Origin of the sequence: Sphaerospermopsis torques-reginae ITEP-024, from assembly GCF_019598945.1 — a bacterium.
In the GTDB taxonomy this organism is placed as follows: Bacteria; Cyanobacteriota; Cyanobacteriia; order Cyanobacteriales; family Nostocaceae; genus Sphaerospermopsis.
Genome location: NZ_CP080598.1, coordinates 5,052,754 through 5,070,755, shown reverse-complemented (window position 1 = coordinate 5,070,755; position 18,002 = coordinate 5,052,754). Strand labels below are relative to the sequence as shown.

Here is an 18,002-nt window from a genome sequence, read left to right as displayed (position 1 = left end):
AAAAGTCGGTTAATTTTTTGCAATTATAGTAGTTTGGCAGCACAGAAAACGGATAATTTGCCAGTGGACTTTACCAACCTAATTTCTAAAGTGCAAAGTAGTGTAGTTAATAGTGAATCTTATAGTATGGCGCAGAATTTTTCCTGGTTACATCGTGGTGTGGCAGAAATTTTTCCTCAACCTCATGATGCTGATAGTGAAACTGAAAGTTTGGAAAAGCGGTTGCTCAATGCTGACCGTCCTTTAAGGATCAAATTAGGTATTGATCCGACGGGTGCGGATATTCATTTGGGTCATAGTATACCAGTAAGAAAACTGCGGGCGTTTCAAGATGCTGGTCATACGGCGGTTTTGATTATTGGTGATTTTACCGCAAGAATTGGTGATCCTACGGGTAAGTCTGATGTCCGTCGTCAACTGACAGAAGCAGAGGTTAAGCAAAATGCCCAAACTTATCTTGATCAAGTGCGTCCTATTTTAGATTTTGACACACCTGGCAGGTTGGAGGTGCGTTACAACTCGGAATGGCTTTCCCGTTTAGATTTGGGGAAAATTCTGGAGTTGCTGTCTACGATGACGGTGGGACAGATGTTGGCTAAGGAAGGTTTTGCTGAACGTTATAAGAAAGAGAATCCGATTTTCCTCCATGAGTTCCTGTATCCTCTAATGCAAGGTTTTGATTCTGTGGCTGTGGAGTCTGATGTGGAGTTGGGGGGAACTGATCAAAAGTTTAACATTGCTGTGGGTCGAGATTTACAACGTCATTTTGGTTTGAAGCCTCAGTTTGGTTTACTGTTACCTATTTTGATCGGGACTGATGGTGTACAAAAGATGTCTAAGTCTTTAGGTAATTATGTGGGACTTTCTGAACACCCTTCCCAGAAATATCAGAAGCTTCAAGCTGTGCCAGATAATTTACTGTCACAGTATTTTGAGTTGTTGACTGATTTACCTTTGGAGAGTTTGCCAGAAAACCCCCGCGATCGCCAGCAATTTTTAGCTTGGGAAATTGTCCGTCAGTATCACGGTGAAGCGGCGGCTAATGAGGCTAAGGAGGCTGCAAAAAGCGGTGGTAAGGAAGGGGCATTACCGGAGTTTTCTTTGGCTGCTATAACTCAATTTCCGGCTAAATTAGCTTTTATTCTCGGTGCTTCTGGTATGTGTAAAAGTACGGGAGAAGGTAAACGGAAAATTCAAGAGGGTGGTGTCAGGTTGGATGGTGAAAAGATTACTGACGTAGATTTAACTTTTGACTCACCTAGTGATTTATCGGGTAAGGTTTTACAAGTGGGTAAGAAGAATTTTGTGCGTTTAGTTAGCTATGATTTTCAAGAACTCACACCACAAGCGGAATGTGGGATAGCAACTCCTCAAACTGAAGTAATAGCACCTTCCTAACCTGAAGTTGTAGCACCTTCCCAACCTGAAGTTGTAACACCTTCCCAACCTGAAGTTGTGAAGTTGTAACAGTATCAAAACCAGAGGTTAAATGGCAAATAATATTTGTTGCTTTACTTCTTTTTGTACTATATGTTGCGATTTTCAACTCGTAAAGAATTATCTGGTCAATTGAAATCTCTGAAAAAACAAATTTTAGTTTGAGATGCGTAAAGTTCTAGTCAAATCTAGACGATAACCAAATATTTCAGAAAATAAGGTGTGTCACTCCAAGTAAATACACACCTTACTGAATATTATGAGTATTAACTCATTCAATCGTAAAAATATAAAACACCATGAAAACAAACCCATCATTGATATGATTATTAATGCCGAGAGAATTATAGTTCCTTTAGATGTTTCAGATTTAGTACGGGACTCGTAGAGTGCGTCAGACGGTAGAAGTCATGTAAATAAATATACTTTTGATATCTGACGCACCCTGCTGTTATAATATTTTCATCATCAATAATTGTTCACAGTCATGATTCAAACCCTAAATAAAATTGTCACCTTTGAGGAATTTGTTAACTGGCTTCCTGACAATTCCGATATACGTTATGAATTACATCATGGAGAAATTGTCACAATGGGGCAACCGGTGGGAGATCATGAAGAAGTTAAAGGGTTTTTAACTATCAAAATTAGTGCTAAAATTGATGGGTTAAATCTTCCGTATGTGATACCTAATCAAGTTATAGTTAGACCAGAAGGTAAAGATTCTGGTTATTTTCCCGATTTGTTAGTTTTAAATCGTGCTAATTTAGCTAATGAACCATTATGGAAAAAACAATCAGTTATTAGTAATGGTGCTTCCATACCTTTAATCATCGAAGTTGTTTCCACTAATTGGCGTGATGATTATTATTTAAAGTACGCTGATTATGAAGAAATGGGTATTGCTGAATATTGGATTATAGATTATGCAGCTTTAGGAGGACGTAATTTTATTGGTAATCCCAAACAACCTACTATTTCTGTTTGTAATTTGGTAGATGGAGAATATCAAATCAGTAAATTTAGAGATGATGAACGGGTTATTTCTCAAGTTTTTACTGAATTAAATTTAACCGCAAATCAGATTTTTCAAGCGGGGATGATGTAGATTAATCTTCACAAAAATTTCTGACATATTCTCTGAAAATAGGAGATAAATCAAACAATATGTTATCTTCTACAATTTTGTTAATTAAATATCTTTTTTGTAGAGATTCTAACCCATTAATAAAATTAGTGGAAGATAATTCTAAGGTCAGAAGTGTTGAATGTTAAGAAATCTGTGATAAAAATATCCCAAAATATATTAAAATTTGAGCAAGCTATATCAAAATATTGATTTGATCATGATTATAAATTCATTTCCCAAGATTGTCAAAGACATCCTCAAATCCTTGCCAAAAAATGATTATCCGGTTTTGAACACCTGTCTTTACGTGTTAGATAAATTCCGCTATCTTCAAGCTTGTATGTGTCAACAAATCAGTTATGTTCATTGGATGGAAGATATCATGAGATGTTAACATTTTCACCCTTAATAGGACTACTATAACTGAATGTAATAACCAGAATTATGAATGATGAAAAAATTATTGTACCTTTAGATGTTCCAGATTTGGAAAGTGCGATCGCTTTGGTGGATAAACTTCCCCAGGTGTCTTTCTGGAAGGTTGGTTTAGAATTGTTTACTAGCACGGGTCCGGCTATTCTCGATGTGCTAAAATCTCGGCAAAAGCGGATTTTCCTGGATTTGAAGTTTCACGATATCCCTAATACTGTAGCTGCTGCTTGTCGTGCTGCTGCTGGTTATGGGGTGGATTTGTTGACAATTCACGCAACTTGTGGTAATGATTGTTTGACTGCTGCTGCTGAAGCGGTGCTGGTGGGAGCAGAAAAGGTGGGAACTAAACCACCTAATTTAATCGCTATTACTGTGTTAACTAGCATTTCGGCGCGAGATTTGGCGTTTGATTTGAAAATTCCTCTGGAATTGCCGGAGTTCGCTTTAGAAATGGCACTTTTGGCGAAAAATGCAGGTTTGAATGGGGCGGTTTGTTCTCCCCAGGAGGTGGCACAGTTGCGGGAATGTTGCGGAGAGGATTTTTTGCTGGTTTGTCCTGGGGTGCGTCCGAGTTGGGCTGAAAAAGGTGATCAAAAGCGATCGCTCTCTCCTGCTCAAGCTGTTGAAGCAGGTGCTGATTTTTTGGTGATCGGTAGACCTATTACTGCTGCTGCTGATCCGGTTCTGGCTTGGGATAAGATTTGTGAGGAGGTAGATGTGGGTAAGTGAATCACTTTTTTCAATCTCACGCAGAGGCGCAGAGAACGCAGAGAGAGGAAGTTTTGAAGAGATTTTTTGTGGGTCTTTTCTGATTTTTGTAGGGTGGGCATCTTGCCCGCCCAAGTTATGGGATAATATTTTTTACAAGATGTGATTTTTTGAATTTGATGAATTTTCCAGATGAAGGCAGAAAAAATGGCTGGTTTGTTTTTAAGGATTTAGTATTTCTTTTTCCTGTGTGGCTTTTTATGTCTTTTATCTTTGTATCTCCTGTTTTCTCTAAAAATCTTTCTCCTACACCTGTAAAGTCAGATGTGAGTAGTTCTTGTTCTCAGCAAAGTTTGGAAAGTTTAACTACTCGTTTGATGTTAGATTTACCTAGCTATGCTAACCGCGTTATTCAAAGATCCCGTCGTCTGAGTCGCAGTGTTGATATCTATCCTTATATTTTGGTGGCAGGTAAGCCGGAGTTTCAAAATCTACCTTTAAGCCCTGGTATTAATACTGCAAATAATACTGCTAATAATACTAATAATTATGCTTCCCAAGGGGTTGAGCAGGTTTTTTTTACAACGCTGGAACGACAGTATGTTAATAAAAAGGCGGTGGAGTTGCAACAGTTCCACTGGTTGTTTTTGACGAAAACTACTTTGGGTTGGCAGGTGGTGATGATGTTTACTCAAACTGGTGAATATCCAGTAAAACCACCTATAGCACCACCCAGGGATAGTAGTCAGGGGGCGATCGCTCAAGGTGTTAAACTTTGGTTACGGGATTGTGAAGCAGGAAGTGTAAACTACTTCCCGCAACATCCCAGTTTAAACCTTAACTCAGTGCTTCCGCAGTCTTTTCTTGATCCAGTTTGAGAATCAAAACTCCCAAAGGTGGTAAACACAAATCTAAGGAATAAGGACGATTATGTAAAGACCAATCATCAGTCCATTTTCCTCCTAAGTTGCCCATATTGCTACCGCCATATTTACGCGCATCGCTATTGAACAACTCAGTATAAAATCCTTTTTCTGGTACACCGATGCGATAGTGAGAATGGGGTTGGGGTGTAAAATTACAAACCACAACTACAAACTCATCAGTATCTTTAGCACGACGGACAAAAGAAACTACACTGTGACGATTATCGCTACAATCAATCCATTCAAACCCTTCCCGCGCAAAATCCTGAGTATATAAAGCAGGTTCAGAACGGTAAAGATGATTTATCTCCTTAAAAAATGCTTTTAACTGTTGATGGGGTTCATGTTGTAATAACTGCCATTCTAAGTCCGCCCACACATTCCACTCACTCCACTGGCCAAACTCCATACTCATAAACATGGTTTTCTTACCAGGGTGAGCAAACATATAAGCAAATAAAGTCCGCACATTAGCTAACTTCTGCCATCTATCACCGGGCATTTTACCGATGATGTTGCTCTTACCATGTACAACTTCATCGTGTGACAATGCCAACATGAAGTTTTCACTGTGGTTGTACCACATACTAAAGGTGACATTGTTTTGATGGAACTGCCGAAACCAAGGGTCCATGCTGAAATAATCCAACATATCGTGCATCCAACCCATGTTCCATTTCAGGTTGAACCCTAAACCACCTGTATAGGTAGGCCAAGACACCATAGGCCAAGAAGTAGATTCTTCCGCAATGGAAAGCACACCGGGAAAATAACTAAATATGTTGTGATTTACTTGACGCAGGAAATCAGCAGCTTCTAAATTCTCTCTACCACCGTACTGGTTAGGCAACCATTCCCCATCTTTACGGCAATAATCGTTGTAAAGCATGGAAGCTACCGCATCCACACGAATCCCGTCAATATGGTATTTATCAAACCAGAATAAAGCGTTAGCAACTAAGAAATTTCTAACTTCGTTGCGGGAGTAGTTAAATACTAAAGTTCCCCATTCTTTATGTTCACCTTTGCGGGGATCTGCGTGTTCATAAAGATGTGTACCATCAAAGAAGGCTAAACCATGTCCATCTTTGGGGAAGTGTCCAGGAACCCAATCGACAATTACACCAATACCATTTAAATGGCACTGATCGACAAAATACATGAAGTCTTCAGGACTGCCAAAACGGGAAGTGGGAGCAAAGTAACCTGTGACTTGATAACCCCAAGAACCATCAAAGGGATGTTCAGCAATGGGTAGCAATTCTATATGGGTATATCCCAGGTCTTTGACATAGGGGATGAGTTTGGCTGCTAGTTCCCGATAGGTAAGGAAACGCGCCCCAGGATTGAGTTCTGAAGCAATAACTACTGGTTCTGTTTCGCCGTTGGGCAATTTTGCTGGTTCGCCACTAGCAGCGTGTAACCAAGACCCTAAATGCACTTCATAAACGGAAATTGGTTGGGTGAGGGGATCTGTATGTCTCCGGGTTTCCATCCAATTTTCATCATTCCAGGTGTAAGCATTTAAGTCACTGACAATAGATGCTGTTTTGGGACGTGGTTCTTGTTGGAAACCGTAGGGATCTGATTTTTCGTAAATGTGTCCGTCAAAATTTTTGATTTCATATTTGTAATGTTCTCCCACACCCAGTTCAGGAATAAATAATTCCCAAACCCCTGTGTGTCCTTTCCGCATTTGGTGTTTACGTCCATCCCAGTGGTTGAAGTCTCCCAAAACAGAAACGTTGCGAGCATTGGGGGCCCAAACGGCAAAATAAACACCTTTGACACCATCAACTTCTGTAAGATGCGCTCCCAATTTTTCGTAAATGCGGTGATGATTTCCTTCTGCAAATAAATGCAAATCAAAATCTGTTAAATGGGGAGAACGGAAGGCATAAGGATCATAAATGACTCGCTCATGTTCTCCTTCTTTAATTCGTAATTGGTAATTGTTAAGTTCTGTTGTTTCTATGGTGCATTCAAAAAAATGGGGATGATGCACCGTTGTCATGGGGTATTCTTTGCGTCCTTCTGGAACTACTACATAAGCTGCACTGGCATTTGGCAGATATGCCCGCACAGCCCAGACGTTTTTACCTTCCTGTTCTATAAGATGTGAACCTAGTACCTCAAACGGATCATGATGCTGATTCCCAACAATGCGATTAACCTGCTCAGGAGCGATGGTACTGATGGACATGAAGCTACCTACTGGAAATAAGGTGATTAACTAAATTTAGTTTTTAAGAACTTAATATATATTGTTTACATTTATTTGCATTTTTGTCGTCACGGTTATCCTAACACCAGAATGTATCTTATTGGGAAATGGGGACTGGAAGAGGTATTTTGGTAACGGTGATTATAACTGCTTCAAAAACTTTTTGCCTCAAAATGCTTTAGTGTAGCGGGACTAAGCCCGATTTTACACCGAATTGTTGCAATCAGTTTGCTGGTATATGGATAAAATTAAATTTTTGTCAAGGTTTTTTTGCTAAAATTAACTCACAATTCCTGGACTGGTAAAGTGATAAGGTAATGAAACGTTATAAATATGACTCAGCAATAGCTTAACTATGTAAATACAAGATGGTGATATATACTACAAAAAAATTGACAATTTGCAGCTTGATATTACTGTTATCAATTGATAATTGACAATTGACAATTGAAAAGACGGGAAACAACCAAAGTATGTAAAGAAAAGTCAATTAACCTAAAAACCTCTTCCCTTCGATAGAATCGTCGTTTACTATCATTAATCAAATTTCCCAATAAATAAGTTTTTACACTGTAGATATTTGTCTTTTTTATTACTTTTATTTACATAAAATAATTTGTTGGACGAGAGTTACAGTTTCACACTATTTGTTTGTCTACTCCTGGTTTATCCTTATAGGTACAAAATATCAGATGAACTAAAATGACTGAAATTGGCCTGCTAATGACGGGCGTATTAAGCACCACACAACCAAATTTGCCCCATTTGCCGGAGCAGCGACCATTTACAACGGAAAATGGCGTGCATAATTCAAAAAATAGTCAGTTATCTCAATTAACTTCTATTTCTCAAATCACACCACCTGAATTTATGACAGTAGACGGAAGGGACAAACCTCAAATTTCAGCACTGGCACATCAGCGGGATCATATATTAAAACAAATCCGACAAAAGCACCTGTCCTCAATATCTTTTGAGTTAGCTGATGCTCAGGATATCCCGACCAAAGAACAGCTATTAGCACGATATCCAGCATACAATAGACAACCTCTACCAACTTTACGTTTTGGTAGTTCTGGTATGTCTGTAAGAATTATGCAGCGTTTATTGGTATCTAATGGCTATGGTATTCGAGTTGATGGTATATTTGGTCCTCTTACTGAAGCAGCTATTAAAGCTTTTCAAAGTCAACGTAATTTATTAGTAGATGGTATTGTTGGTCAAAAAACTTGGTGGGAGTTGTCTATTTAGGAGATCAAGGAGGCAGGAGTCAGGAGGTAGGAGTTATTTATTTTGGATTTTGGATTTTGGATTTTGGATTTTGGATTTTGTGAACTCCAATCTAAAATCTAAAATCTAAAATCTAAAATTTTCTTCCCCAGTCCCCAGTCCCCTACTAATTAACGATACTTATGCTGTTCTAATAACTGCTGCGCTCTGGGTTTGTAAATTAGATAAAACAAAGCTTCTAGATAACGCAATAAATCTTCTCGGTTTTCCTTGGATGTGAAGTTCCAAAAAGCGTAAATTCTAGCTAAAGATAACAGCTTGGTAGTGTGAATTTTCCAAGTATAGGTGCTGTAAACTCGCTCAATTGCTTGTTGGGAAATTTCATCCCAATAATGAAGATGATGTTCACACTTGGTCACAAATTCCAGAAGTTTATCAGCGGTTTCTTCTAAATTTGTGGGGTTAATGTAAAACCCATTTACCTGATCCTGAATAATTTCCAATGGACCACCAAATTGGGTAGCAAAAGTTGGTAGTCCTGAAATCATCGCTTCTAAAATTGTCAAACCAAAGGCTTCAAATAAAGCAGGTTGGACAAATATTCCTTTTTTGTCAGCAATGATTCGGTAAATTTCACCAGAATCTGTTTTGCTTAAGCGCACTCCTAACCAGCGAATTTTTCCGTGCAGATTATATTCATCAATGATGTTATAAAGTCTGATGATTTCTTCCCGTTCTTCGTTATCTCCTGATTCTTCTACTCGCAATTTACCTGCTACGAGAATTAAATTACAATGCTCTTGTAAATCTTTGTTTCTACCAAAACATTCTGCTAAACCAGTGAGGTTTTTGATCCTGTCCAGTCGTGCCAGATGTAAAGTAGCAATTAAACAAAAGTAAATTAAATTTATATTTCTTTAGGAATAGAGAGTTTTATTAATATAAAAATCTATATAACAAGTGATATTTGTTTGAAAATAACTAATTTTTAATAATAATTAAAGGCAAAGTTAACATTTATATTCTATTTGAAAATTTATATTTATTTTGTTTATATAAAATATAATTGTCAAAAGATTTTTAAGTCTTGAATTTTAATATTAAGTTCTTGTAAATTGTGACGCAATTGTTATTAATAAAGTTAAAATAAATAATCAGGACTTACGCAAAACAGAACGAAAGCAGGGATAATTCATGAATTACCCCTACTTCTGAATTGGGAGCATCCCAATTTTGAAAAAATAACCGTAGCAACACCAAAAACTCTCTTCTTCCTTCTTTCCTTCGTGTCCTTCGCTCCTTCGTGGTTCGTTCATTTCACGTCCTGAACTCAAGAAAAAAATAAACTTACAGATTTGGGATGCTCCCTAAGAATTAGGTTTTTAGTCCTATCTTGTGTAACTCCTAATAGTATAAATACTATCAAGTTTGAAAAAATGAACCTACCAATTGTATTAGTAAGCAGTGAGTAACAACATAGCAAATATTAATTTGTTTTCTTTCCTTGCGTTGCTTGAACCCACGGAAAGTAATAATTTATCACCAGGGCGAACGACGGGACTCGAACCCGCGAGTGGTGGAACCACAATCCACTGCCTTAACCACTTGGCTACGTTCGCCATTTACTCTCTGAGTGTAGCACGACTTTAAAAAATGATCAAGATTTTTTTTTGGCAGAAATTGACTAATTTTTTTTGTAGTCTTTAAACTGTAGTCATTAGATCACAACCTAGGATATATGAAAGTATTGACTTTAATTGCATCTGTAGGCGCAGCAGGAATAGCAGTCTTGGGAGTGACGATGGCTACCACAAATCCCCAACAGCCTAAATATGAAGAGTACGCAGTACAACGGTTAACAATTTACTTAAAAACGGATTTTTGTCAAAAAACACCGAATTTTTTGCAAAATCTGATGCAATTTAATTGCAATCAGTTGGTTGATTCCGCTAAACCACAAATACGAGATATTATTGCTGCAACTACGAAAAGACAAAACTATATTGTGTTTAGTGTTTATACTACTGATTTAAAAATTGATAATTTAATACCTGGTTACAAATTTGAAACAGTAGGCGCATTTGACAACTTTTATACTTATAAAGCAGAAAAGAAATAGGGGATTGGTGACTGGTGAGTGGTGACTGGTGATTGGTGACTGGTGATTGGGAAAGAGTTGATAGTTGATAGTTGATAGTTGATAGTTGATAGTTGATTGGGAAACATCAAATTGATTACCCAGTCCCCAGTCAAGGGTCCTCACAGGGGTAGGTTTTTAATATTAACTGTGAAGGCAGGACTAGGTAGACAAGGAGGTATTGTAGACAAGGAAGATTTGATACGCACAACAGTATTTTGACGTACTTTTTTGGTTACCAAGAGCATCTGATTTTGTACGGTTTTCCTCCCTTGTCCACTGTCCTTCCAATTCATCCAAGTCTTGCCCTCACGACAATGTAAAATACCTACCCTTGTGAGGGGACTAAACCCTGGGAACACATGAATACTTTGAGTGCTGCCCTTTTCAAATATCGACGTTGATATCTTCGATTTGTTTAGCGGCTTTTTCCCACAACTTAGCGTTTTCTTCATCTTGCCAGTGAGTTCTGAGATTTTCTGCTTTTTTGTGGCAGATTCGTTCTAACATCTCTAAAATTGCACCTAGTGTTAGTTGGTCAACTAATTCTTCTAAAGAGTGCATAAATTCTTTCATAATAAATACTCCTTCAGCTAACTTGTTGAAAAGGTAATGCCTACAGAATGAGAGTTTTTAAGTTATTCTTGATACAGCATATTGCAAATCAATGAGGTACAGAATGAAAATTGAAACCTAGACACCAAACCAGTTTTACTCCTGACTCTTGACTTCTGACTCCTTTACGGGCGAAGCATTCGGGCAAACAATTATTAATTTTTCTCCAAAGCTATTTTCCTGTAAGGGCGAAGCATTCGGGCGATAAATTATCAATTTTATGAAAAAGTTATTTTCCGAATGCTTCGCCCCTACTTCGCTCCTACGACTCCTAACTCTGACTCCTGAATTATGCTTATGTCATCTGCTTATCTTTTAGTATCTCACGGTAGTCGTGATCCGCGTCCAGATATTGCTATGCAGCAACTAGCAAAGCTGCTCAGTCTGAAATTACCAGACAGTGAACATTTAGTAGGGATAGCTACCCTAGAGCTAAATACTCAACCATTAAACCAGCAAATTCAAGATTTCGCGCAAAAGGCTTTAGCTTTTGGGTGCAAATGCCTAAAAATTATACCTTTATTTCTGCTACCGGGAGTTCATGTCATGTCAGATATTCCCGCAGAAGTGGAACTCGCACAAACAGCACTGGGTGAAAAGATCCAGATTGAGATTAAACCTTATGTGGGTAGTCATGAAAATTTAGGAAAATTGCTGACTACGGCAATGGCTACTATAAAAGCAGAAGTATCAATTCTCTTAGCTCATGGTAGTCGTCGTTCTGGTTCACAACAACCAATAGAAACTATGGCCAAAAGTTTGGGAGCAGTAACCGCTTATTGGTCTGTATCTCCCAGTTTAGAAACAAGGGTGACAGAGTTGGTCATGGCTGATAATCAGCAGATTGCAATTTTGCCATATTTTTTATTCGCTGGGGGAATAACTGATGCGATCGCCGAATCTGTAGAAAAGCTAAAATTACAATTTCCTGGGGTAAAGTTGCAATTAGCACCACCTCTAGGAGTCAGCGCAGAACTAGCTGATATAATCTGGGATTTAGCAACAGAAGGGGAAAAAGTTTTTGGGTAAGGTTTATTTAATCGGTGCTGGTCCTGGTGATCCTGGACTCATGACTCTCAAGGGTAAAAGTTTGTTGGAATGTGCGGATGTAGTTATTTATGATGCTTTAGTCAGTCCGCCGGTTTTGGCAATGATCAATCCCCAAGCTGAAAAAATCAACGCTGGTAAGCGCATGGGGAGACATTCGCTTTTACAGGAAGAAACCACCCAACTGCTGATTGAAAAAGCCCAAGATCATGAAATTGTGGTGCGGTTAAAAGGTGGCGATCCCTTTATTTTTGGGCGTGGTGGGGAAGAAATGGCAGAATTGCTAGAAGCAGGAATTTCTGTCGAAGTTGTGCCGGGGATCACAGCCGGCATTGCAGCGGCGGCTTATGCTGGTATTCCCTTAACCCACCGTCTGTATAGTTCATCAGTGACATTTGTAACGGGTCACGAAGCGGCGGGTAAGTATCGACCGGCTATAAATTGGCAGGCGATCGCCCAAGGTTCAGAAACAATAGTGATTTATATGGGTATCCACAATCTACCTTATATTGTGGAACAGTTGAGTTTAGCTGGGTTGAGTCCAGAGACTCCAATAGGTTTGGTGAGGTGGGGAACCCGGCCAGAACAAGAAGAATTAATTGGTGAGTTAGGTACTATTGTGCAACAAGTTGAAGAGACGGGATTTAGTGCGCCAGCGATCGCAGTCATTGGAGCAGTAGTCAAGATGCACAGTCTTTTATCTAATTATCGTCCGTTGTAGTCTATATCGCTAGAAATTGAAATTTTCTGGAAATTCTCTCATCTAAATCATGTGTTGAAAAACCGTTTTCAGTAAATCGCTCTGATTTAAAGGCTTAGTCAAGCAACCCGAAGCTCTAACTAGCTTGGCTTTAGCTCTATCAATCAAACTAGCTTTTTCTGTCACCATAATCACAGGTGTATTTTTGAAATATGGCTGTTTCCGCAATAAAGAACAAACTTCATAGCCATCTAAATTCGGCATCGTCACATCCAGAAAAATCATATCTGGTTTGGTATGGAAAATTTCCATCAAAGCTTTTACTGAATCTGTAACACCAACTACAGAAAATAGTTGTTCATCTAAAAAACTTCTCATGGTATTTAAAACTAGAGGACTATCATCCACACAGAAAATTGTGTAATGTTTTTTCTCCTTGGGTTGGGAATAAAATCTTTGATATTTGCTGGGAGTTGGTGGTTTATTGCCAATTGGAGGCAATTGTACTTCAATTTTAGGGCGTGTTTTTGAATCTTCTTCTGGCCAAAACTGCTCTGGGGCAACTCTGGAAGTTGCTGGATATTGTTGACTATAGTCCCAAAATTGTTCAGGAGAAACTTTTATCCCTGCTTGGCATTTTTCCACTAATAAGCGCAGATTCAAGTGGCAAAACTTGGGTAAATCATCTAAAAAGCTTTCTGGAATAAACTCATAACTTCCCTCTTCGATTTGCAAAAAAGAATCTAGAAACTCTAGAGCTAATTGTTCAATTAGCATTGCTGCTTGCTTATGATTAATATATTGTTCATTCACCAGCCAGCATATAGCTAAATAATCTGGATTGGGAATAGCCTGATTTTCTACACCTCTTTCAAAAATGGTTTGTAGTTGCTCATTAATGCCTCTGGGAAGACTAGAATTTTTCTGGCTCAACCGCTGCAAGTTGCGATACAGTGGTTCAAACATCTTCTCTGAGTAACAAGCATAAATTAATTTCCCCTCTTGTACATATATTGACCAAGCCCCGGAAGTGCTAAATACCTCTAAACAACCAGTAACCGACTTACTGGTGATTTTCTTTAACAGGGATAGGGGTTGTAGCTTTTGGAAAAATCTGTATCTACTAATAGGAAGCGTTTTCATTAGCATGGATTTGAATACAAATAAAAATTTGACATCACAATTTGTGAATCATCCGTAGGGGATTCACACCGATCTTTTTGGACTTAATGCCAGATAAAGATAACGGTTTACATGGGAGCGAGTATAGCAAGTCTTTTCTCTAAACACACAATACCCAACACCCCACACCCCACTCACCCCTCACCTGGGCAAAAAGCAGAAATTATCTAAGCACTCCGCTATCAGCAGTCATATGGGCAAGATCCACATCCTGCACTTTTTCAATAAGGACTGGTTGGCAATGCTCAATCTACGACATCATTGGATGTTATAGACTTTAATTTCCCCAATAAGATAAATGTGTAAGACATGAGAATAGCAAAGATTTAGAAGCATTCAGTTCAGAAAAGTTACACCTTCTCCATTACTTCTAATTTGTTGTATTCCAGCCTTGAATGATGATGTGGTATATGTGTAGATGCTCAGTAATTACCTACTAATTTCACGTTACTATAGATTTACCAGGGAAATAAAAAACTATTTTAAACCTAATATAAAAAATTAAAGTTAATACAAAAATTAGTAATGAAAATAGCAGTTTATAAATACTATGTTTCACCTGATTTTGCTTATCAAACAAGATGTTTGTGCTTAAAATCAATAGTCGTTTTCAGCTAGTTAGGCTAATAACTACAAAGCAAATGTACTGTAAATTAGCTATACTATATCCCAGCATATTTCAACTCATACAGTGCTTAATTTATTCTTTTCCTCTTTCATAATTCACTATCAGGATGATTTAGAGGTTGTTTGAAAAGTCTAAATTCATACATCCCTTGGCGATTATAAATCGCGTCTACACAGACCAAACCCACCTTCGTGGGTTCAAAAGCCTTGATTTTTCATTAGTCCACTAGTGGACTTAGTTTGTATAGTAGCGAATTATATTCGCCGATAGCGTAGCGTGGCGTTAGCCATAAACTTTTAAAACATCCTCTTAGGGGACTGGGGACCTCACAAGGGTAGGTATTTTACATTGTCGTGAGGGCAAGACTTGGATGACTTGGAAGGACAGTGGACAAGGGAGGAAACCCGTGCAAATAATGTACAATTGGTCACAAAAACCGACGCTCAACAGACCATTTTTTGTATAAAATCTTCCTTGTCTACTTTCCCTCCTTGTCTTCCAGGTCCTGCCTTAACAGATAATATTAAAAACCTACCCCTGTGAGGGACTGGGGACTGGGGAAGATGAATAACCTAATTACCAATCACCAACTCCCTGATACCCGTAAAATTTTTATATACTTAGCTGTTTAAAATTAACCAACTGTGACCGCTATTAATCTTTTAGTCCAAGAAAAAACTGAACGCTTGGATCGCTATCTGTCATCTGCAATACCTGATTTGTCTCGTTCCCGTGTGCAACAGTTAATTGAACAGGGTCATGTGCAAATCAATGATCAAGTTTGTACATCTAAGAAAATAAATCTGAAAATAGGCGATCGCATTTGTTTAGAAATTCCCGCAGTTCAACGGTTGGAACTGGTAGCAGAAGATATCCCTTTAGATATTCTCTACGAAGATGAGCAATTACTCATTCTCAATAAACCCGCAGGTTTGGTAGTTCATCCAGCACCTGGTCACACAGATGGTACATTAGTAAATGCTTTGTTGGCACATTGTCCTAATTTACCAGGTATTGGTGGTGTGCAGCGTCCCGGTATTGTTCACAGATTAGATAAGGATACCACTGGAGCGATCGCTATTGCTAAAACTGATATCGCCTATCAACACATACAAGCACAACTACAAGCCAAAACAGCACGCAGAGAATATTTAGGGGTGGTTTATGGTGCGCCCAAAACCGAAAGCGGAACGGTAGATTTACCCATTGGTCGTCATCCCCAAGACCGCAAAAAAATGGCCATAGTCTCCATAGAAGAGGGGGGTAGGTCAGCCATAACCCATTGGCAAGTGAAAGAAAGGCTGGGGAACTACACCTTGATCCATTTCCAGTTAGAAACAGGCCGTACTCATCAAATTAGAGTTCATAGCGCCAAAATAGGTCATCCTATCCTTGGCGATCCTGTTTATGGTTCTGGTCGTTCTGTGGGGGTAAATTTACCCGGTCAAGCTTTACACGCTTGGCGACTCAAGTTACAACATCCCATTTCTGGAAATTGGGTGGAAGTTACCGCACCCTTACCCCAGACATTGACAAAGCTATTAGAAGTCCTTCGTCGTAGGTGATTGGTGATTGGTAATGGGTAATGGGTAATTGGTAATACAATTTTGGATTTTGGATTTTGGATTTTGGATTGTTTTTGTCAATTCCAATCTAAAATCTAAAATCTAAAATTTTCTTCCCCAGTCACCAGTCCCCAGTCACCACCTCCCTGAAATCCCCCCAGGGAGGTTAATTTAACAGGTTCTCAATAATATTTAGAAATGTAAATTTTACATTATTTAATATGAACTACTGACTCTAGATATGATCACAAAATAATTGTAATTTAGATTTGGTCTGTTGTTTCAGAATTATTAAATTAATATAAAATGTATAAAATTTACTGTTATTTACAAACTTAATGAATTTTTGTAACAAAAATTAGCCACTTTTGGGGTATAAATCTCTTATATGTAAAGGATTTGAGGCTTTTCTTATTACCTGATCTTATTTATTCATAAATTGTAACAAATAAAGTATCTCTAGCAGTGTATAAACTAATCAGGAGGAGTTCAAAAACAGAGCAAAGTTAAACAAGCTAACGAATCCAAACTTGTTGGCTAGGTTCTCATAAAAATACCTCTGATTCTCATATTTCTGCCTTGAGGAAGATAGACAAGAAAATGAGAAAGGAAGTAGAGAACAAGTTGGCTTTGATTAACTCATTGTTTTTGAGCATCCATTCCTGATTGATAAAACAGCAACTGTTTCAATCAACACAACTCTCAACTAAGTAATTAGGAGATTAGAGTCCATGACATTAGATGTATTTTCCAAGGTTGTTACTCAAGCTGATGCTAGAGGCGAATTTCTAAGCACCGAACAACTAGATGCTTTGACAGCAGTTGTAGCTGCTGGTAGCAAGCGTTTGGACGTTGTTAACCGGATTACCAGCAACGCTAAAGATATCGTTACCAACGCTGCTCGTGCTTTATTTGAAGAGCAACCCCAATTGATCGCTCCTGGTGGTAATGCTTATACCAACCGTCGCATGGCTGCTTGTCTGCGCGACATGGAAATCATCTTACGCTATGTTACCTACGCTGCATTGGCTGGTGATGCTAGTGTTCTCGATGACCGTTGCTTAAATGGCTTACGTGAAACTTACCAAGCTTTGGGTACTCCTGGTGCTTCCGTAGCTGTTGGTGTTCAAAAAATGAAAGAAGCTGCTATCAATATCGTTAACGATCCCAACGGTATCACCAAAGGTGATTGCAGTTCTTTAGTTTCTGAATTGGCAAGCTACTTCGATCGTGCTGCTGCTGCTGTTGTTTAATCAACGTTGTTTAATCAACAAGTACAAACAAGTACAAGTAGTCCACAGCTAAAAATCGAGCTATTCCAACAAGATACGAAACCAATCAAGGAGAAATTAGACCATGAAAACCCCAATTACCGAAGCTATCGCATCTGCTGATACCCAAGGACGTTTCCTGAGCAACACCGAATTACAAGCTGTTAACGGTCGTTTTGTACGTGCTGCTGCCAGCATGGAAGCTGCTCGTGGTTTGACAGCTAACGCTCAAAAGCTGATTGATGGTGCTACCAACGCTGTGTACCAAAAGTTCCCCTACACCACCTCTACACCAGGCGCTCAATTTGCTGCTGATGCTCGTGGTAAGTCTAAGTGCGCTCGTGACGTTGGTCACTACCTCCGCATCATCACTTACAGCTTGGTTGCTGGTGGCACAGGTCCTTTGGATGAGTTCTTAATTGCTGGTTTGGCTGAAATCAACAGCGCATTTGATTTGTCTCCTAGCTGGTATGTTGAAGCTTTGAAATATATCAAAGGCAACCACGGTTTGAGCGGTCAAGCTGCTAACGAAGCTAACACCTACATTGACTACGCTATCAACGCTCTCAGCTAGATAGCTTCTTGCCCGGAGAGGGGTACAAGTGCTGGATGAAGTTTATCCTTTTGGGATTAAATCAGTTTTCGTGGGGAATCTCTTTTCACTCGACTGGACTGAATCACCTAGCAGTTGGATCTCGCTCCGGGCATAGTTTTATGTATGTGAGGTGACAGGTGACAGGTGACAGGTGACAGCGATAATAGTTTTCTGAT

The 18,002-nt window shown here is 38.8% G+C and carries 15 protein-coding genes, 1 tRNA gene and 1 pseudogene; 12 read left to right on the top strand and 5 right to left on the bottom strand.

Translation table 11 applies throughout. From position 1 onward, the window contains the following. Nucleotides 1–126 precede the first annotated feature (126 nt). From tyrS to K2F26_RS23550, 5 genes are all read left to right on the top strand, one after another. Nucleotides 127–1,398: a tyrosine--tRNA ligase gene (tyrS, locus tag K2F26_RS23565; protein WP_246605627.1), complete on the top strand. Its 1,272-nt coding sequence runs from the start codon at nt 127–129 to the stop codon at nt 1,396–1,398. Between the two features lie 298 nt (nt 1,399–1,696). Further along, on the top strand, nt 1,697–1,825 hold the full coding sequence (locus K2F26_RS25265) for a hypothetical protein (RefSeq protein ID WP_255512680.1): 129 nt from the start codon (nt 1,697–1,699) through the stop codon (nt 1,823–1,825). Between the two features lie 99 nt (nt 1,826–1,924). Continuing rightward, nucleotides 1,925–2,545: a Uma2 family endonuclease gene (locus tag K2F26_RS23560; protein WP_194057406.1), complete on the top strand. Its 621-nt coding sequence runs from the start codon at nt 1,925–1,927 to the stop codon at nt 2,543–2,545. A 465-nt stretch (nt 2,546–3,010) separates the two neighbouring features. Then, nucleotides 3,011–3,727, top strand: a complete 717-nt coding sequence (gene pyrF, locus K2F26_RS23555) for an orotidine-5'-phosphate decarboxylase (RefSeq protein ID WP_220609714.1) — start codon at nt 3,011–3,013, stop codon at nt 3,725–3,727. A gap of 239 nt (nt 3,728–3,966) precedes the next feature. Then, a complete protein-coding gene (locus K2F26_RS23550) occupies nt 3,967–4,584 on the top strand; it encodes a hypothetical protein (RefSeq protein WP_228020424.1) in 618 nt (205 codons plus the stop codon). On the opposite strand, the gene glgB is transcribed toward K2F26_RS23550, so the two are convergent. Continuing rightward, entirely contained in the window at nt 4,544–6,835 is a 2,292-nt protein-coding gene (gene glgB / locus K2F26_RS23545; protein WP_220609713.1) for a 1,4-alpha-glucan branching enzyme, read from the bottom strand. The genes K2F26_RS23550 and glgB overlap by 41 nt on opposite strands. Before the next feature lie 723 nt (nt 6,836–7,558). Between glgB and K2F26_RS23540 the strand changes: the two genes are divergently transcribed. Beyond that, nucleotides 7,559–8,107, top strand: a complete 549-nt coding sequence (locus tag K2F26_RS23540; protein WP_220609712.1) for a peptidoglycan-binding domain-containing protein — start codon at nt 7,559–7,561, stop codon at nt 8,105–8,107. A 149-nt stretch (nt 8,108–8,256) separates the two neighbouring features. On the opposite strand, the pseudogene K2F26_RS23535 reads toward K2F26_RS23540, so the two are convergent. Beyond that, nucleotides 8,257–8,958 (bottom strand): annotated as a pseudogene (locus tag K2F26_RS23535) (glycosyltransferase); the annotation flags it as partial. Nucleotides 8,959–9,632: 674 nt separating this feature from the next. Then, a tRNA-His gene (locus K2F26_RS23530) sits at nt 9,633–9,705 on the bottom strand. A 119-nt stretch (nt 9,706–9,824) separates the two neighbouring features. Between K2F26_RS23530 and K2F26_RS23525 the strand changes: the two genes are divergently transcribed. Next, nucleotides 9,825–10,205: a DUF4359 domain-containing protein gene (locus tag K2F26_RS23525; RefSeq protein ID WP_220609711.1), complete on the top strand. Its 381-nt coding sequence runs from the start codon at nt 9,825–9,827 to the stop codon at nt 10,203–10,205. A 405-nt stretch (nt 10,206–10,610) separates the two neighbouring features. Here the strand turns inward: K2F26_RS23525 and K2F26_RS23520 are convergent, their stop codons facing one another. Then, nucleotides 10,611–10,799: a hypothetical protein gene (locus K2F26_RS23520; RefSeq protein ID WP_220609710.1), complete on the bottom strand. Its 189-nt coding sequence runs from the start codon at nt 10,797–10,799 to the stop codon at nt 10,611–10,613. A gap of 336 nt (nt 10,800–11,135) precedes the next feature. Between K2F26_RS23520 and K2F26_RS23515 the strand changes: the two genes are divergently transcribed. Together K2F26_RS23515 and cobA are read left to right on the top strand one after the other, a co-directional pair. Beyond that, nucleotides 11,136–11,867, top strand: a complete 732-nt coding sequence (locus K2F26_RS23515) for a sirohydrochlorin chelatase (protein ID WP_220609709.1) — start codon at nt 11,136–11,138, stop codon at nt 11,865–11,867. After that, nucleotides 11,860–12,606, top strand: a complete 747-nt coding sequence (cobA, locus tag K2F26_RS23510) for a uroporphyrinogen-III C-methyltransferase (RefSeq protein WP_220609708.1) — start codon at nt 11,860–11,862, stop codon at nt 12,604–12,606. Before K2F26_RS23515 ends, cobA begins: the two co-directional genes overlap by 8 nt. A 42-nt stretch (nt 12,607–12,648) precedes the next feature. On the opposite strand, the gene K2F26_RS23505 is transcribed toward cobA, so the two are convergent. Continuing rightward, entirely contained in the window at nt 12,649–13,728 is a 1,080-nt protein-coding gene (locus K2F26_RS23505; RefSeq protein ID WP_220612010.1) for a response regulator, read from the bottom strand. 1,311 nt (nt 13,729–15,039) lie between these two features. Between K2F26_RS23505 and K2F26_RS23500 the strand changes: the two genes are divergently transcribed. From K2F26_RS23500 to cpcA, 3 genes are all read left to right on the top strand, one after another. Next, complete coding sequence (locus K2F26_RS23500) at nt 15,040–15,960, top strand: RluA family pseudouridine synthase (protein ID WP_220609707.1); 921 nt, start codon at nt 15,040–15,042, stop codon at nt 15,958–15,960. Nucleotides 15,961–16,691: 731 nt separating this feature from the next. Then, nucleotides 16,692–17,213: a C-phycocyanin subunit beta gene (gene cpcB, locus K2F26_RS23495; RefSeq protein ID WP_096565049.1), complete on the top strand. Its 522-nt coding sequence runs from the start codon at nt 16,692–16,694 to the stop codon at nt 17,211–17,213. Nucleotides 17,214–17,316: 103 nt separating this feature from the next. Continuing rightward, a complete protein-coding gene (cpcA, locus tag K2F26_RS23490) occupies nt 17,317–17,805 on the top strand; it encodes a C-phycocyanin subunit alpha (protein WP_220609706.1) in 489 nt (162 codons plus the stop codon). The last annotated feature ends 197 nt before the right edge of the window (nt 17,806–18,002 follow it).

What these genes read in the sequence shown, in the direction of transcription:
- K2F26_RS23560 (WP_194057406.1), top strand. Translation starts at nt 1,925, where the DNA reads ATGATTCAAACCCTAAATAAAATTGTCACCTTTGAGGAATTTGTTAAC.
- K2F26_RS23550 (WP_228020424.1), top strand. Translation starts at nt 3,967, where the DNA reads ATGTCTTTTATCTTTGTATCTCCTGTTTTCTCTAAAAATCTTTCTCCT.
- tyrS (WP_246605627.1), top strand. Translation starts at nt 127, where the DNA reads ATGGCGCAGAATTTTTCCTGGTTACATCGTGGTGTGGCAGAAATTTTT.
- K2F26_RS23505 (WP_220612010.1), bottom strand. Translation starts at nt 13,728, where the DNA reads ATGAAAACGCTTCCTATTAGTAGATACAGATTTTTCCAAAAGCTACAA.
- cpcA (WP_220609706.1), top strand. Translation starts at nt 17,317, where the DNA reads ATGAAAACCCCAATTACCGAAGCTATCGCATCTGCTGATACCCAAGGA.
- K2F26_RS23515 (WP_220609709.1), top strand. Translation starts at nt 11,136, where the DNA reads ATGTCATCTGCTTATCTTTTAGTATCTCACGGTAGTCGTGATCCGCGT.
- cpcB (WP_096565049.1), top strand. Translation starts at nt 16,692, where the DNA reads ATGACATTAGATGTATTTTCCAAGGTTGTTACTCAAGCTGATGCTAGA.
- K2F26_RS25265 (WP_255512680.1), top strand. Translation starts at nt 1,697, where the DNA reads ATGAGTATTAACTCATTCAATCGTAAAAATATAAAACACCATGAAAAC.
- glgB (WP_220609713.1), bottom strand. Translation starts at nt 6,835, where the DNA reads ATGTCCATCAGTACCATCGCTCCTGAGCAGGTTAATCGCATTGTTGGG.
- pyrF (WP_220609714.1), top strand. Translation starts at nt 3,011, where the DNA reads ATGAATGATGAAAAAATTATTGTACCTTTAGATGTTCCAGATTTGGAA.
- K2F26_RS23525 (WP_220609711.1), top strand. Translation starts at nt 9,825, where the DNA reads ATGAAAGTATTGACTTTAATTGCATCTGTAGGCGCAGCAGGAATAGCA.
- K2F26_RS23520 (WP_220609710.1), bottom strand. Translation starts at nt 10,799, where the DNA reads ATGAAAGAATTTATGCACTCTTTAGAAGAATTAGTTGACCAACTAACA.
- K2F26_RS23540 (WP_220609712.1), top strand. Translation starts at nt 7,559, where the DNA reads ATGACTGAAATTGGCCTGCTAATGACGGGCGTATTAAGCACCACACAA.